Raw genomic sequence first — 23,535 nt, 5'->3', positions numbered from 1 at the left:
TCGTCATGGCCACCCACAACTCACTCTTCGCCGACAAGGACGTCCGCCGCGTCGACGGCGGCATCGCCGTCTCGCTCCAGCTGCCCTGGTACCGCAGCCTCTGGCTGTCGGCCGTCGACGACGTCGCGGCATCCGTCAACGGCGTCGAGGTGCCCAAAGAAGAGCTGCGCTTCGTGCTCGAGGGGCGCACGTACACGATCGCCGAGCTGCCCGAGCAGTCCGAGACGCTCTGGTTCGTCGCGGACCGGCCCGACGTCGTGATCCCGCTCGACCACGTTCCTGCCGAGGGAGAGAAGCTCACCGTCGAGGTCGTCCTCACGATGCGTCTGCTCTACATGCAGATCTCGCCGGGCGTCGACGGCGGGCCCGGCCGCTACGTCACCAACCGCGTCCCGGTCGAGCGCGAGGTCGTGCTCGCATGACCCTCCGCGTCGCCATGATCGGCTACGGCTTCATGGGCGCCGCGCATTCTGTCGGCTGGCGTCAGGCGCCGCGGGTGTTCGCGCTGCCCGACGAGGTCGAGATGGCCGTGATCGTCGGCCGCAACGCCGAGGCGGTGGGGGATGCCGCCACCCGATGGGGCTGGCAGGAATCGGCGACCGACTGGCGCGAGGTGATCGCGCGCGACGACATCGACATCGTCGACATCGTCACGCCGGGCGACTCGCACGCCGAGATCGCCATCGCGGCGCTCGAGGCGGGCAAACACGTGCTCTGCGAGAAGCCGTTGGCGAACACGGTGGCCGAGGCGGAGGCGATGGCGCAGGCCGCTTCCCGCGCCGCCACCTGCGGCGTCCGGTCGATGGTCGGCTTCACGTACCGTCGCGTTCCGGCAGTGACCCTTCTGCGCGACCTGATCGCGCAGGGTGCGGTCGGCCGCATCGCGCAGGTGCGGGCCGCCTACCGGCAGGACTGGCTCGTCGATCCTGAGATGCCGCTGGCGTGGCGGTTGCAGAAGGAGCACGCCGGCTCGGGTGCGCTGGGCGACATCGGCGCGCACATCATCGACATGACACAGTTCGTGACCGGTCTCGAGGTGGCCGCCGTCTCGGGCGTGGTCGACACCATCGTGAAGGAGCGCCCGCTGCAGGGGAGCGGATCCGGCCTTTCGGGGACAGCCGCCGCGGGGTACGGCGAGGTCACCGTCGACGATGTGGCGATCTTCACGGGGCGCCTGTCGACCGGGGCGCTGGTGTCGTTCGAGGCGTCGCGCTTCGCGACCGGCCGCAAGAACGACCTGTCGATCGAGGTCTCGGGCGATCGGGGCGCGCTGCGCTTCGACCTCGAAGACCTCAACACGCTGTGGTTCTACGACCGCACTGCGCCCGAGGCCACTCAGGGCTTCGCCCGGATCCTGGTCACGGAGCCCACGCACCCCTATGTGGCGGCATGGTGGCCGGCCGGCCACATGCTCGGATACGAGCACGGCTTCAGCCACCAGGTGGTCGACCTCGTGACGGCGATCGTGGACGGCACCGACCCGCAGCCCTCGTTCGAGGCGGGGCTGTCGGTGCAGCGCGTGCTCGCGGCCGTCGAAGAGAGCGCGGCGCGCGACTCGGCGTGGGTGCGAACCGGCGCGGACGTCGTCCTCCCGGCCCTGTGATCCGGTCGGGCCGGTCGATAGGTTTGACTCAACAACAAAGCAAAGGAGCTGCGATGCCTCGTCCGATCACGCTTTTCACGGGCCAGTGGGCCGACCTGCCCTTCGAGGAGGTCGCCCGACTCGCCGGCGAATGGGGCTACGACGGTCTGGAGATCGCCTGCTGGGGCGACCACATCGACGTGTCCCGCTGGGACGACGCGGCGTATGTGCAGTCCCGGAAGGACATCCTGGAGCGCAACGGCCTGAAGGTCTTCGCCATCTCGAACCACCTGACCGGCCAGGCCGTCTGCGACGACCCGATCGACCAGCGCCACCGCGACATCCTGTCGGACCGCGTGTGGGGCGACGGCGACCCCGAGGGCGTGCGACAGCGTGCCGCCGAGGACCTGAAGAACACCGCCCGCTTCGCCGCGAAGCTCGGCGTGAAGACGGTTAACGGCTTCACGGGCTCGTCCATCTGGAAGGGCGTCGCGATGTTCCCGCCGGCGTCGGACGAGTGGGTCGACGCGGGCTACCGGGACTTCGCCGAGCGGTGGAACCCGATCCTCGACGTCTTCGAAGAGGTCGGCGTGCGCTTCGCGCTCGAGGTGCACCCGTCCGAGATCGCGTACGACTACTGGACCGCCAAGCGCACCCTCGAGGCCATCGGCCACCGCGCGTCGTTCGGGCTGAACTTCGACCCCTCGCACTTCATGTGGCAGCAGCTCGACCCCGTCGCGTTCGTGCTCGACTTCGCCGACCACATCTTCCACGTGCACGTGAAGGAGTCGGTCACGAACCTCGATGGCCGCAATGGCGTGCTCGGCTCGCACCTGCCGTGGGCGAACCCGCGCCGCGGCTGGACGTTCGTGTCGACGGGCCACGGCGCCGTGCCGTGGGAGCCGCTGTTCCGCGCGCTGAACGCGATCGGCTACGACGGCCCCACCTCGGTGGAGTGGGAGGACGCCGGCATGGACCGGCTGGACGGCGCCCCCGAGGCGCTCGCCTTCGTCCGCAAGCTCAACGCGATCACTCCGCCCGCCGCCGCCTTCGACGCGGCGTTCTCGACCAAGACCGACTGACCGCGGTCGCCCGACCACCGGCCCCACGAGGCCGGTGTTCGGCGTGCCCGCACACCGAGAGGAACCCGAAATGACCGATGTGCTGAACGTGCTCATCCTGTCGGGCCACATGACCCGCGAGCACGACAATGAGCACCGGAGCTTCCGCCTGCACAACCAGTGGATCACCACGCTTCTCGAAGACACCGGCCGGTTCCGGGTGCGGGTCGTCGAGGACCCGCGCGGCCTCGGTGCCGAGGTCATCGACAAATACGACGTGCTGATCGTCGTGTTCGAGGGTCGCGACGGATTCTTCGACGCGGCCGTCGGGTTCGGGGCGGAGACGGATGCCGCGATCCTGAAGTTCGTCCACGACGACGGCAAGGGCATCGTGTGGTTCCACGGATCGGCCGCGCAGGAGGACCGCTGGGGCTACCCCGAGGAGTACAACGTCATGCGGGGCGCGAAGCTCAGCGCGTACGAGACCGGCCTGCGCCCGCGCCCGTGGGGCGAGGCGCAGCTCGACACGGTCGAGCCGCGCCACGCCATCACCGAGGGCATCAGTGCGCGCTGGACGGTGACCGGCGACGACATCCTCACGGGCGTCGACCTCTACGAGGGTGCGCAGGTGCTGCTGACGACCTTCGACGACCTCGAGGCCTACGAGCAGGCGCCTGTCTGGCCGATGGCGCACTACCCGGTCGACATCCCCGAGGGTGGCATCGCCGAGCTGAACGGCATGAACACCGATCAGCCGATCGCGTGGATCAACGAGTACGGCGAGGGCCGCTCGTTCACCATCACGATCGGGCACGACATCGACACGTTCCGCCGCATCGAGTTCATCCGCCTGTTCCCGCGCGGCGTCGAGTGGGCCGCGACCGGCGAGGTGACCTTCAACGGCCCCGACCGCCGGGGCGAGCGCCGGTTCCTGCCCTGGCCGTACTACAACCACGAGGGCTGAACGCCCCGCGCAACCCGAGCATGAGCACGGCCCCCGATCGCAGCGATCGGGGGCCGTGCTCTTTCGAGCTCAGGCTCCGGCCGAGACCGCCGCGGCCGCGCCTTCGACGATCGGCGCCAGCACCTTCTGCACGTACCAGCCGCTGACCATCGTGCTCTCGGCGGGGTGCGGGCTCTGGTCGGACTCGACCACGATCCAGCCCTCGTAGCCGTGCGCGGCGAGCGCTTCGGCGAACCCGACGAAGTCGACGAGGCCGCCTTCGTCGGTCGGCTCGAAGAACCAGCGCAGGATGCCCCGCGCGCCGCCTTCGGTGCGCACGAAGTGCTCGGCGTGCGGTGCGCGCGCCTCTTCGTCGTCGACCACGGCCCTGGCGTCTTTGAGCTGCACGTGGCGCACCCGCGCCGCGTGCCTCGTGTAGAAGTCGACGGGGTCGATGTCCGCGATGGCGAACTCGGCGGTATCGAGCGCGAGCCCGACGAGGTCCGGGTCGGTCGCCGTGAGCAGCCGATCGAGGCCGTCGTCGAGACGGAGCGCCGACAGGAAGTCGAAGTGCAGCGCGAGCGCGACGCCCTCGGCCTGCACGGCGCGTCCGACCTCGTTCCAGCAGCGCGCGAGCGCGGCGATCTGATCGTCGCCGAGCGGGCCGGTCTGCCAGGCCGAGCCCACCGGGCGGACCACGAGGACGTCGCCGCCGAGCGCCTGGAGCGCCGAAGCGAACCAGGTCGCCGTCGCGGTGATCTGGGGGATGCTCGCCTCTTCGAGCGGGTCGTACCCGCGCCCCATCTCGACGTCGAACCCGATGAACGGGTCGTAGACGTAGCTCGAGACGCCGTCGAGCGCGCACGAGCGCAGCACCTCGCGGAAGCCTTCCAGCGATCCGTAAAGGTCGGCGATCTGCTTCGGGGTTCCCAGCGGCTCCCACGCGCCGAAGCTCTCGGCGGTCAGTTCGACCGCCGAGAAGCCGCTGATCGAGACCGTCTTGAACGCGCGCTCGTGCTCTCGCTTGCGCACGAAGGCGTCGATGTTCGTGTCCCACTGATTGAGCGCGTACGCCCATCGAACCCCGGTCATGCGCTCTGCTCCTGGTAGATCCCGTCGAGGACGTTCTTGGCATACCACCGCGCGATGGCGGTGCTCTCGGCGTAGTCGCCCCCGAGCTTGTCGGCCTTGTCGTGCTCGACGCTGATCCAGCCGGAATAGCCGTGGTCGCGCACCGAGCGCATCATCGACTCGAAGTCGACGAGTCCCTCGTCGGTGCCCATCTCGTAGAACCACTTCTCGGTCGTCTTGGCCGACACCTCGGCGTCGGGGAACATCCGGTAGTCCTCGTTCGTGTCCTTGAACCGGGTGTCCTTGAAGTGGAAGCCGGTGACGCGCTCGTGGTGCTTCTCGTAGACGTCGACGGGGTCGACGTCGGCGATGCAGTGCTGCGCGGTGTCGACGAAGAACTTCACGTACTGCGGGTCGGCGTACGAGTAGAACCGGTCGATCTGGTCGCGGGTGCGGATGCCGGCGTAGAACTCGTGGTGGCAGGTCAGGTTGACCCCGTACTGCTGGGTGAGCTCGCCCACCTTGCCCCAGATGTCGGCGGCGTGCTTGAGCCCGTCGTCGGGCACTCCCGCCTCGTCGTAGTACCGCGAGCCCGGCATCACGATGATGTTGTCGAGCTGGATGCCGGACCACATGTCCATCGTCCGCGCGAAGTCGTCGAGGATCGTGGCGTGGGTGGCGGGCACCTCGGGCGCGTAGCGATCGGGGGTGTAGTACACGCCGTGGAACGTGTTCACGATGCGCTCGAGACCCTGCTCCTGCACGAACTCCTGGTAGTTGGCGACCGAGCCGTACTGCTCGTAGATCTGCCAGATCCGGAAGTCGAATGTGTCGATGGCGTCGAAGCCGACGGCGGCGACCTGCCGCAGGAACCGGGTCATCGCCCGGCGTGACTGCCACTGGTCGTACGGCCCCGCGGGCCCGTTCGCGCGCCAGTGGTCCATGTAGCTCCATTTGATCCGTCGGGGTGCCTCTGGTGGGGCGGACATCATCGTGCTCCTTGTGGTGGGTGTGCGGTCGTGTCGCCGGCGGGTGGGCCGGGTCGCGGATCAGGCAGAGACGGATGCCGTGGCCAGGGCGGTGCGGGCGAGGTCCAGGTGTGCGCGGGTCATCACCGCAGCGTCGGCGTCGAGCCATTCGTGCCCGCCCCACTCGCTGGTGAGGGTGCCCGTGAAGCCGACGCGCCGCAGTGCGGCGCCGATGTCGGCGATGGGCTGCGACACCCGCCCGTCGGCATCGTCGAGGTCCCAGAACTTCAGATGCACTCCCGTGGTGAGCGGCAGCAGCGGCTCGATGTCGGCGACCGACGAGCGTCCGAAGCGCACCAGCAGGTTCATGAAGAGGGTGTGCACGGCGGCCGGAACCCGGCCTTCGCGCAGGGTCGCGACCACCGCGTCATGCGTGCCCGGAGCGAGCCACTCGTGCTCGAGCCGATCGAGAAGATGCGCGTCGACCCCGCCGGCGCGCAGCTCGTCGAGGTAGCTCGGCGGCAGCGAGGGCATGAGCATGCTGATGTCGACGAGCACGCGCACGTGCGGATCGTCGAGCCGCCGCAGCACTTCCAGGTTCGCGAGGACGGCGTCGACGTCGAGGGTCTGCTGCCCCTGGATCTCTTCGTACAGCACGATGCCGAGGTCGGCCAGCAGCGGCTGCACCTGCTGCAGCAGCTCGGCACCCGCCTGGCCGTACGGCACGCGCACGCCGCGCGCGCCGAGTCGCGAGGCCGCGCGCAGCTGGGGCGCGAGAAAGGCCAGGCGCTCGTCGGTGGTGCGTCGTCGCGCCGTCGTCGCCCAGTCGTCGATGCTGCCGCCGACGATGGTCACCACACCACCGACCTCGCGCAGCCGCTCGCGCAGCGCGTCGACCTCGGCGTCCGTCGGCGTCGGGAACGACCGCCACACCTGACCAGCCTCGACCTCGATGCTGTCGGCGACGCCGTCCGCGACGATGCCGACGGCGATGTCGGCCGCATCGCGCTCGGCCCGGATCACCTCGGGGGTCCAGTTGAAGGCACTGGCCGACAGCATCCATCCGTCGGGCACGGCGAGATCGTCCGCGACGTCCGCGAGCACGGGCTGCGGGACGCGTCCGCGTGGGCGCGCGAGCGTCGGAGGGTGGGGGGATGCCGCGTCGCGCAGCCGCAGGGTGTCATCGGTGTGGAACGGCAGGACGAGGGGACCGGCGGGGCCGCCCGGGAGGTAGGGGATCGTCAGGACGAATGTCACGCCGATGCGGTGGACGCCGGACGCCAGCCGCCGGGTGCTGCGCAGCTCGAGCCGGTCCTGGATGAACCACCACCCCGGCTCGGCGGCGAGCTGGTCGGGTGCGACGTCGTGGCCGCCCACACGCGCGACGAGGTCGGCATGCTCACCGTCGACCACGACGTCGAGCGCGCCGATGCTCGCGAACGGCATCGACCGGATCCAGGGGAGGCTCACCCGCAGGGCGTAGCCGTCGTCGGTCTGGACCAGCGCGTCCTCGAGCAGCAGCGGCAGCGGCATGCGCGGGCACTCCTTCGTGTCGGGCCCGAAGGCTTTAGACACGAAAGTACACGCTTTGGTATGAAACCGGAAGAAGTTACTCGGTGCTCGATGTCAGCCAGGTATGGGGTCGCGACTCGGCGAACCACCGCGGGAACGTGACCTCGAACAGCTGCTCCTGCACCATCTCGACCGCGCCGCGCAGAGGTTCTGCGGGGTCGTCGATCGACTGGACGATCGCGAGGTCGCGGGTGGCCAGGGGGAGCGAGAGCTCGTAGACGCGCTGGCGCACCTCTGCCAGGAACACCTCGCCGGCAGAGACGATGGCGCCGCCGATCACGATGACGCCGGGGTTGAACATGTTGACGAGGGCTGCGATCGATTCGCCCATCGTGCGGGCGGACCCCTGGATGAGCGAGATCGCGAGCGCGTCGCCGTCCTCGGCCGCGCGGGCGATGCGTTCGGGGGTCGGCGGATCGCCCGCCTGGGCCTGGCTGGCCAGCATCCCCGTCGCGCCCTCCGCGATCGCAGCTTCAGCGTCGCGAGTGAGCGCCCACCCGCCGGCCACGGCCTCGAGGCAGCCCACCTTGCCGCATCGGCACTGCAATGTGGAGCCCGCCACCCGCACGTGGCCGATGTCGCCTGCGGCCCCGTTGGCGCCTCGATGGATACGGCCGTGTGAGAGCAGGCCGGCGCCGATGCCGGATCCGATCTTGCAGTAGATGAGATCCGCGTGCTCGCCGCGGCGCCGCGCGCGTTCGCCGAGCGCGAGGATGTTGACGTCGTTGTCGACCCACACCGGTGCGTCGAAGTGCTGCTCGAAGCGCCGCCTGACGTCGAACCCGTTCCAGCCCGGCATGATCGGCGGCGCGACCGGGCGGCCGGTCGCGAAGTCGACCGGCCCGGGAAGGCCGACGGCCACCGCCCACACGGGCGTGCCGTCGCCTCTGGCGAGCAGCTCGTCCGCCATCGCCAACGCGGCGGCGAGGGTCTCGGCGGGGCCGTTCGCGATCGCCCATTCCCGATGCGACTGATCGATGATGGCGCCGTCGAGGTCGGCGATGCCGACGTGGATGTGAAGGGCGCCGAGCGCGCAGATCACGATCAGCCCCTGCTCGCTGCGGAACCTCAGGGTCCGGGGTGCGCGCCCCCCAGACGACGGGCCGAACGCGCCGTCTTCGAGGAAGCCCATCTCGATCGCCTGATCGACGCGCTGGGCGACGACGCCGCGTCCGAGCCCGGTCACGCGGCCGATCTCGGGGCGCGTGGTCGCCTCGCCGGTGCGCACCATGTTCACGATGCGCAGCAGGCTCGTGACTTCGTCGGTCTGTGCGCCGAAACGCAAGGTGGATTCCGTGGCCATGCTCGATTGTGACACAAGCGTGTGCCGCTTCAGCGGATGTTCTGGTGCCCAATGTCGACAATCGCGCCACTTATGTATAGTTCAAACATAAGTAGCGAGGAGGCTCAGAATGCGCGGTGTCGGCATCATCGGTGCGGGGCCGGGGGTCTCGGCGCTGCATCTGCCGCTCCTTGCGGCCTGGCGCGCCGAACTCGACGTGGTGCACGTCGCCGACGCGGGCAGCGGCCGGGCGACTGCGCTCGCGGAGCGCCTCGGCGCCCGCTCGTCATCGGGCGACGAGCAGATCCTGGCGGACCCCCGCGTCGAGATCGTCGCCATCTGCAGTCCGCCGTCCGCGCACGCGCGGCAGATCCTCGCGGCCGTGGCGGCGGGCAAGCGCGCGATCTTCTGCGAGAAGCCGATCGCGCTCACACGGGCGGACGCGGCGGCCGTCGTCACGGCGTGCGCTGAGGCAGGCGTCGCGCTCGTGGTCGGGACGAACCACCTGTTCGACCCGGCGTGGACGCGGGCGAAGCTCCATCTCGACGCGGCGGCGGCGGACGTCCGCTCGATCTCGGTCACCGCCGCGCTGGCGCCCAACGATCGCTATCACCGGCTTGTCAGCGACGTCCCGGTCGGTCCGCCTCCCGTCCGTCCCGCGGTCGATCTGGCGGATCGCGATCAGGCGGCCGACATCGTGCGTCAGCTCGTCGTCGGCCTCGGCGTGCACGACCTTCCCCTCATCCGCGATCTCGCACCGGAGCGGGAGCGTCTGGTGTACGCGCGTGCCGTGCCGCCGATCGGCTTCGACCTCGGATACCTCGCGAGCGGTGTGGTGGTCCGGCACTCCGCGGTGATGCTGCCACCCGGGGCTGACACGCTGTGGCGGATGTCGATCCACACGGACCATGACCGCATCGACATCGCGTTCCCGCCGCCGTTCGTCCATGCGGGCAGTGCGCATGTGCGGGTGCGCGACGCGGCCGGGCGCGACATCCGGTACCCGGTCGAGCGGGGTGACGGCTACGAGGAGGAATGGCGCGAACTCGTCGGCGTGCTGCGCGGCGATCGGCCTACCGAGTACTCCGAGATCGCTGCCGACGCCGTGTTCGCGATCGAGCTGGCCGAGGCGGCCGCCTCCGCGGTGCTCGCCGGAGGCGGCTCATGATGCGCGTGTCGATCCACACCGACCTCGTCGCGTATCAGGCGGCCGCTGGGCAGCTCGCGGCGACGACCCTGCTCGCACCGGGGACTGCGGACGCGGTCTGCGTCGTGGGCGGTGCCGGCGCGTGGTGTGAACGCGGACGCGCGCTGCTCACCCGCGGCGCCCGTGCGATCGTCGTGGACGATCCGGCCCCGGCCGGACGCGATGAGATCGCCGGCCTGCGCGAAGCAGCCGCCCTGCGCGGCGTGCCCGTCGTGCTCGACCGTCCGAGACTGCGCCCGGACGTCGCCGCCGATGCGGCGAATGCCCGCGGCGACGTCGCGCTGCTCAGCGGTGACGCGTTCGCCGCGCCGAACGAGCAGCAGGGCGTCGCGCGTGATCTGTGCGGGTGGCTGCGGGTGCTCGGAGGAGGACCCGTCCGGATCGAGCATGCCGCGGCCGGTCGCGCGGCGGTGATCGTCGCGGGGCGTTCCCCCGCCGGCGTCGCGGTCGCGGCGAGCCTCACCATCACCGCGACGACGTCGGCACGCGGCACGCTGGAGGTCGTCGCGATCGGCGCGAGCCGCGTCGGCGTCCACGTCGACGAGGCGTCGGGGACGGCGACCATCGAGACCGAGAGCGCCGCAGGGCGGCTGTCGCTCCCGCCGCGCTTCGAGAGGCGTCAGCGGGTCGCGCTGCGCCGTGCCCTCGATGCTCTGGAAGCCGACGAAGCGCCGGTGGACCTCCGCGACCTCGAGTCGGATGCATGTGTCTCGGGGGCGTTCGCGGCTGCCGCGAGCGCATAACAACCGTGGATACGAAGCATCGATGTAATCCGCTTCCCTGATGCGCGACTTAGGTCGGATAGTGGAAGAAGAGCCGAGGATCACCGGCTTCTCGAAAGGATCGAAGATGATCAAGCTTCTCTCCCACCTCTCGTACGTCGCGATCACGTCGCCGGACGTCGAGGCGTCGGTGGAGTTCTACAAGACCCAGGTCGGCCTGACCGAGGTCGCCCGCGAAGACGGCAGGGTCTACCTCCGCTGCTGGGGCGACTACTACTCGTACTCCGTCGTCGTCGCGCCCGGTGACGAGCCCTCGCTGGAGACCATGGCGTGGCGCACGTCGAGCCCCGAGGCGCTCGAAGAGGCTGCACGGCGCATCGAGGCGGCCGGCATCCAGGGCGAATGGTTCGACGGCTTCAAGATCGGCCGGGCGTACCGCTTCGTCGGCCCGTTCGGGCACCCGATGACCCTGCACTGGGAGGTCGAGCGCCACCACGACACCGAAGGCGAAGCCGCGTCGATCTACCCCGACCGCCCGTCCCGCCGCAGCAAGGTCGCCGGCGCGCCGCGTCAGCTGGACCACGTCACGGTCGCGACCAGCGACGTCGACGCGTTCGTGCAGTGGTACGTCGACGTGCTCGGCTTCCGCTTCATGGCGCGCACGGTGCTCGACGAGGCCCCGATCTCGGTGTTCTCGGTGCTGACGACGAACGAGAAGTCGCACGACCTCGGCGTCGTGCTCGACGGCTCGACCCGTGCGGGCCGCGTCAACCACTACGCGTTCTGGGTCGACACCCGCGAGGAGCTGCTCATCGCGGCCGACCTGCTCGGCGAGAACGGCTACCCGATCGAATACGGTCCGTCGATCCACGGCATCGGCGAGCAGAACTTCCTGTACTACCGCGAGCCGTCGTCGCTGCGCATCGAGCTGAACACCGGCGGCTACCGCAACTACGTGCCGGACTGGCAGGCGAACACCTGGAAGCCGTCGCAGGGGTCGAACAACTTCTACCGCAACAGCGTCATGCCGATGTCGATGACGGAGTCGTTCCCTCCCGCCGACGGTCCCAGCGCGACCGAAGAGGGCGTCCCGGACGAGATCAAGGAAGCGCTCTTCAACCCGTACGCCAAGCACGGCCAGGGCTGAAAGACCCGGGGAGGGGCGGCGCCGATCCCGCCCCTCCCCGCACCACTCGCGTTCGGCACCCGGAGGACACATGACGACGACGTCACAGGGGCTCACCGCCCCGTACGCGCTGGCCCGCTTTCGAATCGGCGACGAGGTGCGCCCCGGTCTCGTGGCCGGCGACCGCATCCGCCCGCTCGGTGAGGCCGAACTCGGCCCGGGCGGGCTCAACGGCTTTCTCGCCGCGCCCGATTGGGGCCGGCTGGCCGCCCTCGCGACATCGGTCCCTGGGTCTGTCGAAGGGTGGATGCCTCTGGCCGAGGTGACCCTGACCGCCCCGGTCGAGCCGCGCCAGGTGCTGCAGACCGGCGCCAACTACCGGCAGCACGTCATCGAGCTGGTCGCCGCCGGGCTCACGCAGAACTCCGACCGCACCCCCGACGAGGCGCGCGAGTTCGCGGCGCGCATGATGGACGACCGCAAGGCGAACGGCGAGCCGTACTTCTTCATCGGCCTGCCGGCGTGCGTGGTCGGCGACGACGTGCCGCTCGTCCTGCCCGCGTACAGCGAGGTGCACGACTGGGAGCTCGAGCTCGCGGTCGTGATCGGCCGCGAGGCGTTCCGGGTGTCCCGCGACGAGGCGAGGGACCATATCGCCGGGTACACGATCGTCAATGACATCACCACGCGCGACCTCGTGTTCCGCAAAGACATGAAAGAGATCGGCACGGACTGGTACCGGTCCAAGAACGCGCCCGGGTTCCTTCCGGCCGGGCCCTTCCTCGTCCCCGCACCGTTCATCGACGGGGCGGACCTGAACGTGCGCCTCGAGCTGAACGGAGAGGTGATGCAGGATGCCTCGACCAGCGATCTGCTGTTCGACATCCCGGCGCTCGTGTCGGGGGCGTCGCAGACCATGCCGCTGCTGCCCGGCGACATCCTGCTCACCGGCAGCCCCGCGGGAAACGGCCAGCACTGGAAGCGCTTCCTTCGCGACGGCGACGTGATGACCGGCACCATTCAGGGCTTGGGGACCCAGGTCGTGCGCTGCGTCGCAGAGCAGGCGACCGGATGAGCCGGGCCGGCGGGGATCCCGCCGACCTCGACCGCGGCGACCCCGCGGCACGGGGAAGATGGGACTTCCAACTGTCGGCGCCGCCGCTTCCCCTCACCGGCGCGATCGGCTCGCCGATCAACCCCCGTCGCGATTCTCCAACCCCCCGAACGCAAGAACAGAGAGGTTCTGACATGACCGCAGTCAACAAGGTCGCCGTCGCCGGAGGCGGTGTCACGGGACTCGCCGCCGCCATCCAGCTCGCGAAGGCGGGCGTCGAGGTGGACGTCTTCGAGTCCAAGCCCGAGCCGAGCGCCCTCGGGTCCGGCATCTCGCTGCAGGGCAACGCGCTGCGGGTCTTCGATGCGCTGGGCGCGTGGGACGACATCAAGGCCGCCGGCTATCCCTTCGAGGGGCTGAATCTGCGTGCTCCCGGCCCGGGCGCCCCGGTGGTCGCCGCCCTGCCCGACGTCAAGACGGGTGGTCCCCACTATCCGGCCGCGATGGGGATGCCGCGTCCCGAGCTCGCCCGGATCCTGCTGGAGCACGCGATCGCGGCCGGCGCGAAGGTCCGCTTCGGTGCCGCGGTCACCGCACTTCGACAGGCTCAGCGACCGGGTACTGACGAGTCCGTGGAGGTCTTCGTGAACGGCGAGTCCGCGGGTGAGTACGACCTGCTCATCGGCGCGGACGGGCTGAACTCGGCCGTCCGCGGGCTCATCGGCATCGACACGAAGCCGGAGCCGACCGGCATGGGCATCTGGCGCACTTTCGTGTCGCGGCCCGCCGAGGTGGAGCGCAGCGAGCTGTACTACGGCGGTCCGGTCTACATCGCCGGCTACACCCCGACCGGGGACGACAGCATGTACGCGTTCCTGGTCGAGAAGGCGCAGGACCGCTTCGGCGTCTCGGACGAAGAGGCCACGCAGATCATGCTCGACGAGTCCCGTGCCTACGACGGCCCGTGGAACGACATCCGCGCCGACCTCGCCGCCGGTGCGCACGCCAACTACACGTGGTTCACGCAGCACCTCATCGAAGGGCCGTGGAACCGTGACCGCGTGGTCGTGATCGGCGACGCCGCCCACACCTGTCCGCCGACGATCGCCCAGGGCGCGGCGCAGGGCCTGGAAGACGCCCTCGTCCTCACCGAGCTGCTGACCTCCCGCGATGCCGTCGACCAGCGGCTGTGGGACGACTTCCACGCGCGGCGTCTGCCGCGCGCCAAGGCGGTGGTCGAGGCATCCGTCCAGCTCGGTCAGTGGCAGATCGACGGCGACCGTGATGCGGATGCCGGCGGCCTGATCTTCGGCATCGCCCAGCAGATGGCGCAGCCGGCATGACTGGGCCCATCCCGGTCAGCGGCGCCCGGATGCCGGTTGTAGACGTCCACGCCCACCTGCTGCTGCCGCAGCTGCACGCCGAGGTGGAGCGCCGAGGTCCCGAGCTCGTCGCCGAGGCGGCGGCGCTCGAACTGCGACGCAACGGCGGCGAGAGCCAGCAGGTCTCGGGCGCCATGGTCGGCGCCCGCATTCCTCTCCTCACTGATGTGAACGCCCGGCTCGCCGCGATGGACGAGCAGGGCGTCGACCGGCAGTGGGTGAGCGTCTCGCCCAACCACTTCTACCCGTGGGCGCCCGAGGGGCTGGCGGTGTGGGTCGCCGGCGAGACCAACCGGCTCATCGCCGAGCACGTCGCACAGGCGCCGGAGCGGCTGACCGGACTCGGCGCGGTGCCTCTGCAGCATCCCGAACGGATCGTGGAGTACCTCGACGACGCCGTGCTCGGGCGCGGGCTCGCCGGCGTCGAGATCTCGTCGTTCGCGGGCGACGTCGAGCTCTCCGACGAGCGCCTCGAGCCGTTCTGGGCTCGTGCGGCCGAGCTCGGCTGCGTCGTCTTCCTGCACCCCTTCGGCTGCAGCCTCGACGAACGGCTGGACCGCTTCTACCTCTCGAACACCGTCGGCCAGCCCGTCGAGAACGCCGTCGCGCTGTCGCATCTGATCTTCGCGGGCGTGCTGGACCGGCATCCCGCCCTCAAGATCGTCGCCGCGCACGGCGGCGGCTACCTGCCGTTCGCGATCGGTCGCTCTGACCGCGCATGGCGGGTGCGGCCCGAGGCGCAGCGCTGTGCGCACGAGCCGTCGAGCTACCTGAAGCGGCTGTGGTTCGACACCGTCGTGCACGATCCTGCAGGCCTGCGCCACCTCGTCGAGGTCGCCGGCGGGTCGCGCGTGCTGCTGGGCAGCGACTTCCCGTTCGACATGGGCCTGGACGATCCGGTGGGCTTCATCCGCTCCGCCGATCTGCCCCAAGAGATCGCCGCACGCATCCTGTCGGAGAATGCCGACGCGCTGCTGCGGACGAAGGTGCGGGCGTGACGAAGGTGCGGGCGTGAGGATCACGCGCTGCAACTTTGGTTGAAAAGCTACGAAAGTGCGCTAGAATGGAACGGACGTCGGGGTTCCCGTTGAGCCCGTTCCGAGTCGCACCGATGCGATCCGGACACACTCGGTCGCGTCGATCACCCGGTCGTACGGGTGCCCCGCGCATGACACTCTCACCTCTTCGGCTCCGCCTCCTCGTCGCCTCACTGCTTGCGGTGTCGTTCCTGGGCGCCCTCGACCACACCATCGTCTCGACCTCGATCGCGACGATCGCGGGTTCGCTGGGCGCCCTCGAACAGCTCAGCTGGATCATGGTGGGCTACACGCTCGCCGCGACGGTGATGCTGCCGATCGCCGGCAAGCTCGGCGACATCCTCGGCCCGCGCCGGGTGTTCCTCACGTCGCTCGTGCTGTTCCTCGCAGCCTCGCTCGTGTGTGGGTTCGCGCCCGGTCTGGGGTGGCTGGTGGCCGCGCGCGTCGTGCAGGGCGCCAGCTCCGCCGGACTGCAGCTGATGTCGCAGACGATCGTCGCGCGCGTCACCTCACCGCGTCAGCGTCCCCGCTATCTGGCGATCATCGGCGCGGCGTTCCCGATCGCGATCGTGGTGGGCCCCGTGCTGGGCGGCCTGATCGTGGACTTCTGGGGCTGGCCGTGGGTGTTCTGGGTCAACGTCCCCGTCGGCCTCGTCGCTCTGCTGCTCGCCGTCGTCGCGGTGCCGAAGCTTCCCGGCGGCGCGCACCCGCGGTTCGATGTCGCGGGGTCGATCGTCTTCACGGTCTCGCTGGTCGCGCTGGTGCTCGGGGTCACTTGGATCACGGACGAGCGGCTCGCCACGGCGGGACTGGGATGCTTCGCGTTCGCCGCCATCGGCATCGCCGCCTTCTTCGTGATCGAGCTGCGGTCGCCCGCGCCGATGATTCCGCCGTCGCTGTTCGCGAACCGCACGATCGCCGCGTGCCTCGGCCTGTCCGCCATCATCGGCGTCGGTCTCTTCGCCATCACGTCGTACCTTCCGACCTACTTCCAGATGGCCTACCGCACGAGCGCGACGGTGTCGGGACTCGTGCCGATCGCCACCGTGCTCGGCATGCTGGTGAGCAACCTCGCCACCGGATTCCTGGTCGCGCGCACCGGGCGGTACCGCCCCTACCCGATCGCCGGCACCGCCTTGGGGGCGTCCGGACTGCTGACGATGGCGATCCTGCCGGCGGGTCTGCCGCTGTGGGTGCCGATGGCGGTCATGGCCGTGGTGGGCATCGGCACGGGCGGGTTCATGAACCTGATCTTCGCGGTCGTGCAGAGTGCCGCCCCCCGGGAATCGCTCGGCGTCGTCACAGCCACGACCAACCTCGTCCGGCAGGTGGGTGCGACGGTGGGCACTGCGATGATCGGCGGACTCGTCGGCTTCGGTGTCGCCGCGGCCCTTCCGGCGGGGGTGGATGCCGCAGGCCTGACGCCGCAGGTCGTCCATGGCTCGACCGCCGAGGTGCAGACCGCGGTCGCCGCGGTGTACCACGACGTGTTCTCGCCGATCTTCCTGGTGCTCGCGTGCGTGTACGCCGTGGGCATCCTCGCCGCCGTCCTGCTGCCTCAGGGTCGCCTGTCGGACGAGCCCTCACCTGTCGCGGCCGTCGAGCCGCAAGCCGAACCCGTCTGAATCCGCTCGAGGAGGAGCACATGCCCGCACACCCCGTCATCGCCGTCGTCGGCAGCGGTCCGATCGGATCCGCCTATGCCCGCGTGCTGCTGGAGGAACTGCCCGACGCCCGCGTCGTCATGTTCGAAGCCGGCCCGCAGCTCACACCGCGCCCCGGTGCGAGCGTGCGCAACATCGCGGATCCCGAGGCGAAGGCGCTCGCGCGCCAGAAATCGCAGGGGCCGCAGAGCGGCGCGCTGCGCGCGTCGCTGGGCATCCCCGAGGGTGTCGTCGTCGAGGGGATGTTCACGGCGCGCCAGGGCACGCATCTGCTGGACTTCGGTGGCGAGGGGTCTGCTCACGCGGCGCAGTTCCCGGCCGCGGCCGCAGCCACGAACGTCGGCGGTCAGGGCGCGCACTGGACGTGCGCGATCCCGCGCCCGGCGTTCAGCGAGAAGATCCCCTTCATCGACGACGACGAGTGGGAAGAACTCGTGGAGGCCGCCGAAGGGCTGCTCCACCACCAGGCGGCGGCTTTCGCGGATTCGCCGATCGGCGGAGCCATCCGCACCCTCCTCGACAGAGAGTTCGGTGCCGTGCTGCCTGACGGGTACGGTGTCGGAACGCTGCCGGTGGCCGGCGACCCGCAGCCCGACGGGTCGATGGTCTGGGCCGGCGCCGACATGGTCCTGGGGCCGCTCATCGAGGCGGGCACCGACGAGGCGTCGCGCTTCGAGCTGCGCGATCTGACGCTCGTGCGCCGTATCGAGCACGAGGGCGGCGTCGTCTCGGGCGTGACGGTCGAAGACCTGCGCACCGGTCAGACGTCGTTCGTCGCGGCCGACCTCGTGGTCGTCGCCGCGGACGCCTTCCGGTCGCCGCAGCTGCTCTGGGCTTCCGGCATCCGTCCCGCCGCGCTCGGTCGCTATCTCACCGAGCATCACGTCGTGATCACCACCATCGCCCTCGACGCCGATCGCATGGGCGGTCTCGTGACCGACGAACAGCTCGAGTCCGAACTGGCGCGGCGCTCGCTGCACGCGGCCGACCCGGTCGCGGCGGTCAATCGCATCCCCTTCTCGGAGCCCGATCACCCGTACTCGCTGCAGGTCATGTACGCCGAGAACCCGCCGTTCCAGCTCGACCCGTCCGACCCGCAGGCCGGCAACCGATGGGGCTACGTGAACATGGGCTACGGCGTGCGCAAGCATCCGCGCGTAGAGGACGGCGTCACGTTCAGCGACGAAGAGGTCGATTACCGCGGCTTCCCGAACTTCACGATCGAATACGAGCTGACGGATGCTGAGAACGCTGAGATCAGCGCGGCCACAGCGCGTCTGCGGCGGGCGGGCGCGGCGCTGGGTGCGTTCGTGGCGCCGCCGCGTCTGCTGCCGAACGGTTCGAGCCTGCACTACATGGGGACGATGCGCATGGGCACCGTCGACGACGGCACGTCGGTCGCCGATCCCTGGTCGCGGGTGTGGAGCTTCGACAACCTCGTCGTCGGCGGCAATGCGCTCATCCCGACCGCGAACACGATGAACCCGACCCTCACGAGCGTCGCCATCGCGGTCCGCGGTGCGCGGGCGGCGGCGGCGCGGCTGCGGGCGGAGGAATGAGAGGGGGTCTAACGCCCGGCCCGTGACGCGCGGTACGCGGTCGGGCTCATCCCGTGCAGCTTGGAGAACCGCCGCGAGAAGTACAGCGGGTCGTCCCAGCCGACGTCCCGGGCGATCTCGCCCACGGCTCGGTCCGTGGACGCGAGCAGCTGAGCAGCGCGCGTCAGGCGTTCACGCTCCACGTACTGCTGCGGCGCCATCCCCAGGGTCTCGGTGAACAGATGAGTGAGCCGTGACGGCGACAGCGTCGCGATGCGGGCGAGCGCCGGCGCGCTGAGGTCGGCGGCGAGGTCGGCGCCGATGTGCTCGACGACGCGCAGCAGTCGCTCGTCCATGCGCCCGCGCAGCGGGTTCTGCGTGTCGAGCCACAGCAGCGCCGACTCGAGGGCGTTCATCGCGAACAGCTCGGACCGCGGGAGCGCCCCCGCCGATGACCGCGCCGCCGCGCGCAGGCCCGCGACCACCCGGGACCGGATGCCGCCCGGCGCGTGCACGAGCCCGACGTCGCCGGCGTGCTGCGGCCAGTCCAGCAGCGGCGTCCACTCCGCGCGCGGGTGGAAGTGTGCGAACGCGAGCGACCACTGGTCGCCGCCGGAATCGGTCGCGGTGGCGTAATCGTGGCGGGTGCTGGGTCGCAGCAGGATGCTGTCGCCCGCGCGCGTGACGACGTCGCCGGCTGCGCCGCCGATGCGCCCTGAGCCCGCGATCGTCTGGATGAGCAGCCAATCCGTCGTTCCGTGGGTACGCCACGTGGAGTAGTCCCAGCCGCCGGTGAACTCGCCCGCGACCACCCGCACGACGTGCGGATGCGGTGTCTCGCGTGGCTCGGGTAGGGACGCGGTCACAGCAGGATCGTCCATGTCATCGGCCGATCCTCCCATGGCGCCGGCCGCAGCGACAGACCAGAGTGGGCGCCATGTCCATCATCACCACTTCCGAGCCCGGTCTCGCGGCCGACTACGAGCAGCACGGCGTCGTGCAGCTGCGGGCCCTCCTGAGCCCCGCCGAAGTCGCCGAGATCCGCGATGTCTTCATGGAGCAGGTCGACCGCGACCGCAGCATCGGTCATGACGACAGCATCCCCGACGATGACGTGCTCGCCCGCTACCCGCGCTTCGTGCATCCGCACCGCCGCAGCGACCTCGCGATCGGACGGCTCGCGCGCCGCTGGATGCTCGACCCGCGCATCGTCGGGCCTGTCATCGACATGGTCGGACCGGTGCATGCCGCGCAGTCGATGTTCTACTTCAAGCCGCCGACCGCGCGCGGCCAGGCACTGCACCAGGACAACATCTTCTTGCAGGCCCACCCCGAGACCTGCATCGCGGCGTGGGTCGCCATCGACGACTGCGATGCCGAGAACGGCGGCCTCAAGGTCGTGCCGGGGTCGCACCGCTACGAGATCGTGTGCCCTGACGAGGCCGACCCCGAGGAGTCGTTCACGAGCACCGAGATCACCCTGCCCGACGGATTCTCGACGCAGCAGACCGAGCTCGCGGCGGGCGACGTGCTGTTCTTCCACGGCAGCATGGTCCACGGTTCGGGGCCCAACCGGTCGCAGGACCGCTTCCGCCGGTCGCTCATCTTCCACTATGTCCCGGTCGACAGCACCGAGATCTCGAAGTTCTACAACCCGCTCCTCCGTCTCGACGGCACCGAGGTCGCGATCGCCGAGACCGCCGACGGCGGCGCGTGCGGAGACGGATGGATGCCGGCGGCCCCGCACTGAGGCGTCCCGGGCCGTCCCGACCCGGGACGGTCACGAGTCAGCGTCAGCGTCCGGCCGCCAGCGCGCGGTCGAGCTTCGCGAAGGTGCGACGCCAGCCGGCGGCGTAATCGTGCGCTGAGGCGCCGCGCAGCTCGCTGTGCACGAAGCGCATCTCGGTGTCGCCGCCGTCGGCGGTGAGCTCCACGTTGACGCGCGAGGTGTTGCCGGGTTCGCTCACCCACGACCATGTGAAGCCCAGCTCGGCGGGCTGCTTCACGTGTAGATACACGCCCTCCGACGTGTGGGTCTCACCGGTGGAGTCCTGGAACGAGACGACGAAGCGGCCGCCGACCCTGACGTCGAGGGTCGCCGCGGTCACGACGCCGTCCGGGTCCGACCCCCACCAGCGGGCGACGACCTCAGGGTCGGTCCAGGCATTCCAGACGGCGACCCTCGGCGCGCGGAACCTGTGCAGGATCTCGACCTCGGGCGGCGACTGTTCGACCATGGGCCACACAGTACCGGCCGTCGCCGACACGGTGCAGGTGCGCGTCAGGCGATCTCGCCCGCCGCCACGGTCTCGGCCAGCGCGTGCACGCGCGACAGGTGGTGCGCGCCGTAGAAGTCCGCCGACGTCAGGCGGGAGGCATCCATCGGCTCTTCCGTCGCGTGCGCACCCACCGCGGCGACCGCGAGTCCGTGCATCCAGCCGCCCGCGAGCGTGCCGAGCAGCAGCAGGTACGGCACGCTGACGGCGTACGCGTCGCGGGGCGAGGCGGCGAAGCCGAGCAGGTCGGCGGTGGCGCGACGGGATGCCGCGACCGCCCGCTCGAGACGGTCCGCGGTGCGCGCGGCCACAGGCTCGGAAGAGGCGCGCAGAGCGGCGACGGTCGCGTCGATCTGCGTGAACAGCTGCTCGGCGGTCGCCCCGGCGTCGCGGATCAGCTTGCGGCCGACGAGGTCGTTCGACTGGATCGCGGTCGTGCCCTCGTAGATGGGCGTGATGCGGATGTCGCGGTAGTGCTGGGCGGCGCCGGTCTCTTCGATGAAGCCCATGCCGCCGTAGACCTGGATGCCCTCGCTCGTGGTCTGCACGGCGTCCTCGGTGGTCCACCCCTTGAGGATCGGCACGAAGAACTCTGCCAGGGCGGCGAGTGACGGGTCGCTCTCCGCCCCCCGCTTCTGATCAGCTCTGTCGAGCAGGTCGGCCGTGTAGACGCCGAGGGCGCGCATCGCGAAGATCTTGCTCGACATCGACAGCAGCAGGCGGCGCACATCGGGGTGCTCGGCGATCGGCGCCCGGCCGTCGCGTCCGAGCACGCGGCCCTGCACCCGGTCGGCGGCGTAGGCCGCCGCCTGCTGGTACGCACGGTCGGCGATGCCGGTGGCCTGGAAGCCCATGCCGGCGCGCGCCGAGTTCATCATCACGAACATGCCGGCGAGGCCCCCGCCGAGTTCGCCGACGAGATAGCCGGTGGCGTCCTCGTACGCCAGCACGCACGTCGGTGAGCCGTGGATGCCGAGCTTGTGCTCGATCGACACCGTCGTCACGGCATTGCGCTCGCCGAGGCTGCCGTCGTCGTTCACGAGGAACTTGGGCGCGACGAACAGCGACAGGCCCCGCGCGCCCTCGGGGGCGCCGGGCGTGCGCGCGAGCACGAGGTGCACGATGTTCTCGGCGGCGTCGTGGTCGCCCCACGTGATGAAGATCTTCTGCCCGCGGATGCCCCAGCTGCCGTCCTCGCGCTGCGTGGCCGTCGTGCGGATCGCGCCGAGGTCCGTGCCGGCGTCCGGCTCGGTGAGGTTCATGGTGCCGGTCCACTCGCCGGAGACGAGCCGGGTGAGGTAGGTCTCGCGGATCTCGTCGGACGCCACGGCATCGAGCGCGTGGATCTGCCCGACCGTGAGCAGCCAGCAGAGCGCGAGTGCCGCGTTGGAGCCGTTCCAGATCTCGCCGAGTCCTGCCAGGACCGCGCCGGGCAGGCCGTCGCCGCCGGCCGAGACGGGTGCGCTGGCGGTGACCCAGCCGGCGTCGACGAACGCCTGGAACGCCTCGGCGAACCCCTCGGGCAGGATCACCTCGCCGTTCTGGAATCGGGCGCCGACCCGGTCGCCGACCGTCTCGAGCGGGGCGAGGACGGATGCCGCGAACTCGCCGGCTCCGGCCATGATGTCGCCGGCGTCCTCGGTCGTCAGCTCGCCGCCGGTCGCGCGGGCGACCAGGTCGAGGCCGAACGCCTCGCCGAAGAGGAAGGTGTAGTCGTCGACGGGGGCGGTGTACGAGCTTGCGTCAGCCATGACGGACTCCTGACGTGTCAGATTCGTGGAACTGGGGTTCAGTGTACGCGAGACTGAGTGTCAGTTGCCTGAGTTCGCCGGCGGCGTCGCCGAGGCAGGCGGTTTGGGCCGAGGCAAAGGGCAGCGCCCCCGGTCTCGGGCGAAATCCCCTGGATCGCCGACCAGGATCCCGGGTCTCGGCAGCGCGAAAGCTCGGCGCGGGCGCGAGCGCGGACGCTCGGCAGGGCCCGGCGCCCGGAAGGGGCGGTCAGTGCGCGAGGGCGCGCACGTGCGCGGCGACGCGGTCGGCGAAGGCGGGGCATCCGGCGTCGACGAGTGCGTCGGCGAGGGGAGTGGAGGGGATGCCTGCGGCCAGGCGCCGTTCGATGTCGTGCTGGCGTCGACCGGTCAGGGCGCGCACGCTCTTGGCGTCGTCGTCGTCGACGAGGCACAGAAACTCGTCGGGCGTCGGCGCTGCGGCCGGCTCGCCCTCGTTCGTCACGTCGTCGAGCACGGTGCGCAGCAGTTCTTCGCGCCGGAGCGCAGCGCCACCGGCATCCGGATGACGCATCCGCCACTCCGCGGTCGCCGCGGTCAGCGCGTCGTCCGAGGAGTGCAGCCGGAAGGCGCCGTCGGTCTCGTCGCGCAGCATCGCCAGCCAGCAGAACGGGGTGGGCCTGGCAAGCACGTCGGCGTCGACGAAGAAGCGTTGCGGCACGGGGGGATGCGGCACACAGCCAGACTACGCGCGCCAGCCTGTCAGTCGGCTCCGAACTGCTCATCCAATCGCAGCAAGGCTTCGAACGCCTCGCGCCGTTCTCGCGCGCGGGTCTTGCGCAGCGCCAAGACGTCCTCGGTGCGCAGCCGCGTGTGGCTGCCGACCTGATGAGCAGGGAGCACGCCGTCGCGCACCATCTTCATAAGGGTCGGCCGCGAGACGCCGATGAGTTCGGCGGCGACAGTCGTGGTGAGTTCTTCGGGCAGAGCGCTGACCGACACCGGTCCCCGCGCGAGCCCGGTCAGCACCTGGATCAGCAGCTCGCTGAGGTCGGGCGAGAGCGCCGCCTCGGCGTCGCCGTCGCGCACCAGCGCGAGGCGGTGCGCACCCTGCTCATGTGCCCGCGCAACGAGATCCGCCGCCTGCGCACGCAGATCGTCGTCGACGAAGACGGTTCCGTTCGTCAAGAGCACGGTCATGAGGCCCCCCAGCCTGCGACGCGCCGGACGCGGGCGCTTGCGGCATCCATGATATGCCCTTCCAGTTGTATCTGAAGGCTTTGCAGATGCAACTGGAACGTACTAGCGTCGCCCCTACCGACT

At 70.3% G+C, this 23,535-nt stretch carries 22 protein-coding genes; 13 read left to right on the top strand and 9 right to left on the bottom strand.

The window, feature by feature from the left end:
• Positions 1-5 precede the first annotated feature (5 nt).
• The 4 genes from IF188_RS17925 to IF188_RS17910 all read left to right on the top strand — a co-directional run bounded on the left by IF188_RS17925 (position 6) and on the right by IF188_RS17910 (position 3,607).
• Entirely contained in the window at positions 6-422 is a 417-nt protein-coding gene (locus tag IF188_RS17925) for a C-glycoside deglycosidase beta subunit domain-containing protein (protein WP_191173175.1), read from the top strand.
• Positions 419-1,603: a Gfo/Idh/MocA family protein gene (locus tag IF188_RS17920; RefSeq protein ID WP_191173174.1), complete on the top strand. Its 1,185-nt coding sequence runs from the start codon at positions 419-421 to the stop codon at positions 1,601-1,603. Before IF188_RS17925 ends, IF188_RS17920 begins: the two co-directional genes overlap by 4 nt.
• Positions 1,604-1,656: 53 nt before the next feature.
• The gene (locus IF188_RS17915) at positions 1,657-2,664 is read left to right on the top strand and encodes a sugar phosphate isomerase/epimerase family protein (RefSeq protein ID WP_191173173.1); all 1,008 of its coding nucleotides are present in this window, start codon (positions 1,657-1,659) and stop codon (positions 2,662-2,664) included.
• Positions 2,665-2,734: 70 nt separating this feature from the next.
• Positions 2,735-3,607, top strand: coding sequence for a ThuA domain-containing protein (locus IF188_RS17910; RefSeq protein ID WP_191173172.1), 873 nt, complete (start codon positions 2,735-2,737; stop codon positions 3,605-3,607).
• Between the two features lie 69 nt (positions 3,608-3,676).
• On the opposite strand, the gene IF188_RS17905 is transcribed toward IF188_RS17910, so the two are convergent.
• From IF188_RS17905 to IF188_RS17890, 4 genes are all read right to left on the bottom strand, one after another.
• The gene (locus tag IF188_RS17905) at positions 3,677-4,678 is read right to left on the bottom strand and encodes a sugar phosphate isomerase/epimerase family protein (protein WP_191173171.1); all 1,002 of its coding nucleotides are present in this window, start codon (positions 4,676-4,678) and stop codon (positions 3,677-3,679) included.
• A complete protein-coding gene (locus tag IF188_RS17900) occupies positions 4,675-5,646 on the bottom strand; it encodes a sugar phosphate isomerase/epimerase family protein (protein ID WP_191173170.1) in 972 nt (323 codons plus the stop codon). The genes IF188_RS17905 and IF188_RS17900 overlap by 4 nt, the downstream gene beginning before the upstream one ends.
• Positions 5,647-5,706: 60 nt before the next feature.
• Complete coding sequence (locus IF188_RS17895) at positions 5,707-7,158, bottom strand: sugar phosphate isomerase/epimerase (protein ID WP_224752103.1); 1,452 nt, start codon at positions 7,156-7,158, stop codon at positions 5,707-5,709.
• Between the two features lie 76 nt (positions 7,159-7,234).
• Positions 7,235-8,500 carry an ROK family protein gene (locus IF188_RS17890; protein ID WP_191173169.1) on the bottom strand — a complete coding sequence of 422 codons (1,266 nt, stop codon included), beginning with the start codon at positions 8,498-8,500 and terminating at the stop codon, positions 7,235-7,237.
• Between the two features lie 109 nt (positions 8,501-8,609).
• Between IF188_RS17890 and IF188_RS17885 the strand changes: the two genes are divergently transcribed.
• The 8 genes from IF188_RS17885 to IF188_RS17850 all read left to right on the top strand — a co-directional run bounded on the left by IF188_RS17885 (position 8,610) and on the right by IF188_RS17850 (position 18,230).
• The gene (locus IF188_RS17885; RefSeq protein ID WP_191173168.1) at positions 8,610-9,647 is read left to right on the top strand and encodes a Gfo/Idh/MocA family protein; all 1,038 of its coding nucleotides are present in this window, start codon (positions 8,610-8,612) and stop codon (positions 9,645-9,647) included.
• Positions 9,644-10,429, top strand: coding sequence for a hypothetical protein (locus tag IF188_RS17880; RefSeq protein ID WP_191173167.1), 786 nt, complete (start codon positions 9,644-9,646; stop codon positions 10,427-10,429). Before IF188_RS17885 ends, IF188_RS17880 begins: the two co-directional genes overlap by 4 nt.
• A gap of 106 nt (positions 10,430-10,535) precedes the next feature.
• Positions 10,536-11,555 (top strand): VOC family protein, encoded by a 1,020-nt coding sequence (locus tag IF188_RS17875; protein ID WP_191173166.1) that lies wholly within the window; start codon positions 10,536-10,538, stop codon positions 11,553-11,555.
• A 70-nt stretch (positions 11,556-11,625) separates the two neighbouring features.
• A complete protein-coding gene (locus IF188_RS17870; protein WP_191173165.1) occupies positions 11,626-12,609 on the top strand; it encodes a fumarylacetoacetate hydrolase family protein in 984 nt (327 codons plus the stop codon).
• A gap of 173 nt (positions 12,610-12,782) precedes the next feature.
• Positions 12,783-13,931, top strand: coding sequence for an FAD-dependent oxidoreductase (locus IF188_RS17865; protein WP_191173164.1), 1,149 nt, complete (start codon positions 12,783-12,785; stop codon positions 13,929-13,931).
• Complete coding sequence (locus IF188_RS17860; protein ID WP_191173163.1) at positions 13,928-14,968, top strand: amidohydrolase family protein; 1,041 nt, start codon at positions 13,928-13,930, stop codon at positions 14,966-14,968. The genes IF188_RS17865 and IF188_RS17860 overlap by 4 nt, the downstream gene beginning before the upstream one ends.
• A 170-nt stretch (positions 14,969-15,138) precedes the next feature.
• A complete protein-coding gene (locus IF188_RS17855; protein ID WP_191173162.1) occupies positions 15,139-16,632 on the top strand; it encodes an MFS transporter in 1,494 nt (497 codons plus the stop codon).
• Positions 16,633-16,652: 20 nt separating this feature from the next.
• Positions 16,653-18,230: a GMC oxidoreductase gene (locus tag IF188_RS17850; protein ID WP_191173161.1), complete on the top strand. Its 1,578-nt coding sequence runs from the start codon at positions 16,653-16,655 to the stop codon at positions 18,228-18,230.
• A gap of 8 nt (positions 18,231-18,238) precedes the next feature.
• On the opposite strand, the gene IF188_RS17845 is transcribed toward IF188_RS17850, so the two are convergent.
• Positions 18,239-19,090 (bottom strand): helix-turn-helix domain-containing protein, encoded by an 852-nt coding sequence (locus IF188_RS17845; RefSeq protein WP_191173160.1) that lies wholly within the window; start codon positions 19,088-19,090, stop codon positions 18,239-18,241.
• A 56-nt stretch (positions 19,091-19,146) separates the two neighbouring features.
• Between IF188_RS17845 and IF188_RS17840 the strand changes: the two genes are divergently transcribed.
• Complete coding sequence (locus tag IF188_RS17840) at positions 19,147-19,959, top strand: phytanoyl-CoA dioxygenase family protein (protein ID WP_191173159.1); 813 nt, start codon at positions 19,147-19,149, stop codon at positions 19,957-19,959.
• A 43-nt stretch (positions 19,960-20,002) separates the two neighbouring features.
• Here the strand turns inward: IF188_RS17840 and IF188_RS17835 are convergent, their stop codons facing one another.
• From IF188_RS17835 to IF188_RS17820, 4 genes are all read right to left on the bottom strand, one after another.
• A complete protein-coding gene (locus tag IF188_RS17835) occupies positions 20,003-20,446 on the bottom strand; it encodes an SRPBCC family protein (RefSeq protein WP_191173158.1) in 444 nt (147 codons plus the stop codon).
• A gap of 44 nt (positions 20,447-20,490) precedes the next feature.
• Complete coding sequence (locus IF188_RS17830; protein WP_191173157.1) at positions 20,491-22,236, bottom strand: acyl-CoA dehydrogenase; 1,746 nt, start codon at positions 22,234-22,236, stop codon at positions 20,491-20,493.
• A gap of 247 nt (positions 22,237-22,483) precedes the next feature.
• Positions 22,484-22,948, bottom strand: a complete 465-nt coding sequence (locus tag IF188_RS17825) for a hypothetical protein (protein ID WP_191173156.1) — start codon at positions 22,946-22,948, stop codon at positions 22,484-22,486.
• A 26-nt stretch (positions 22,949-22,974) separates the two neighbouring features.
• The gene (locus IF188_RS17820; protein WP_191173155.1) at positions 22,975-23,412 is read right to left on the bottom strand and encodes a helix-turn-helix domain-containing protein; all 438 of its coding nucleotides are present in this window, start codon (positions 23,410-23,412) and stop codon (positions 22,975-22,977) included.
• Positions 23,413-23,535 lie beyond the last annotated feature (123 nt).

Source organism: Microbacterium helvum (genome assembly GCF_014779795.1).
GTDB classification, from domain to species: domain Bacteria; phylum Actinomycetota; class Actinomycetes; order Actinomycetales; family Microbacteriaceae; genus Microbacterium; species Microbacterium helvum.
This window is presented reverse-complemented; position numbering and strand designations above follow the sequence as displayed.

Bases quoted from the DNA above. Each gene is read 5' to 3' on its own strand.
- IF188_RS17925 (WP_191173175.1), top strand. From the start codon at position 6: ATGGCCACCCACAACTCACTCTTCGCCGACAAGGACGTCCGCCGCGTC.
- IF188_RS17920 (WP_191173174.1), top strand. From the start codon at position 419: ATGACCCTCCGCGTCGCCATGATCGGCTACGGCTTCATGGGCGCCGCG.
- IF188_RS17915 (WP_191173173.1), top strand. From the start codon at position 1,657: ATGCCTCGTCCGATCACGCTTTTCACGGGCCAGTGGGCCGACCTGCCC.
- IF188_RS17910 (WP_191173172.1), top strand. From the start codon at position 2,735: ATGACCGATGTGCTGAACGTGCTCATCCTGTCGGGCCACATGACCCGC.
- IF188_RS17905 (WP_191173171.1), bottom strand. From the start codon at position 4,678: ATGACCGGGGTTCGATGGGCGTACGCGCTCAATCAGTGGGACACGAAC.
- IF188_RS17900 (WP_191173170.1), bottom strand. From the start codon at position 5,646: ATGTCCGCCCCACCAGAGGCACCCCGACGGATCAAATGGAGCTACATG.
- IF188_RS17895 (WP_224752103.1), bottom strand. From the start codon at position 7,158: ATGCCGCTGCCGCTGCTGCTCGAGGACGCGCTGGTCCAGACCGACGAC.
- IF188_RS17890 (WP_191173169.1), bottom strand. From the start codon at position 8,500: ATGGCCACGGAATCCACCTTGCGTTTCGGCGCACAGACCGACGAAGTC.
- IF188_RS17885 (WP_191173168.1), top strand. From the start codon at position 8,610: ATGCGCGGTGTCGGCATCATCGGTGCGGGGCCGGGGGTCTCGGCGCTG.
- IF188_RS17880 (WP_191173167.1), top strand. From the start codon at position 9,644: ATGATGCGCGTGTCGATCCACACCGACCTCGTCGCGTATCAGGCGGCC.
- IF188_RS17875 (WP_191173166.1), top strand. From the start codon at position 10,536: ATGATCAAGCTTCTCTCCCACCTCTCGTACGTCGCGATCACGTCGCCG.
- IF188_RS17870 (WP_191173165.1), top strand. From the start codon at position 11,626: ATGACGACGACGTCACAGGGGCTCACCGCCCCGTACGCGCTGGCCCGC.
- IF188_RS17865 (WP_191173164.1), top strand. From the start codon at position 12,783: ATGACCGCAGTCAACAAGGTCGCCGTCGCCGGAGGCGGTGTCACGGGA.
- IF188_RS17860 (WP_191173163.1), top strand. From the start codon at position 13,928: ATGACTGGGCCCATCCCGGTCAGCGGCGCCCGGATGCCGGTTGTAGAC.
- IF188_RS17855 (WP_191173162.1), top strand. From the start codon at position 15,139: ATGACACTCTCACCTCTTCGGCTCCGCCTCCTCGTCGCCTCACTGCTT.
- IF188_RS17850 (WP_191173161.1), top strand. From the start codon at position 16,653: ATGCCCGCACACCCCGTCATCGCCGTCGTCGGCAGCGGTCCGATCGGA.
- IF188_RS17845 (WP_191173160.1), bottom strand. From the start codon at position 19,090: ATGGACGATCCTGCTGTGACCGCGTCCCTACCCGAGCCACGCGAGACA.
- IF188_RS17840 (WP_191173159.1), top strand. From the start codon at position 19,147: ATGTCCATCATCACCACTTCCGAGCCCGGTCTCGCGGCCGACTACGAG.
- IF188_RS17835 (WP_191173158.1), bottom strand. From the start codon at position 20,446: ATGGTCGAACAGTCGCCGCCCGAGGTCGAGATCCTGCACAGGTTCCGC.
- IF188_RS17830 (WP_191173157.1), bottom strand. From the start codon at position 22,236: ATGGCTGACGCAAGCTCGTACACCGCCCCCGTCGACGACTACACCTTC.
- IF188_RS17820 (WP_191173155.1), bottom strand. From the start codon at position 23,412: ATGACCGTGCTCTTGACGAACGGAACCGTCTTCGTCGACGACGATCTG.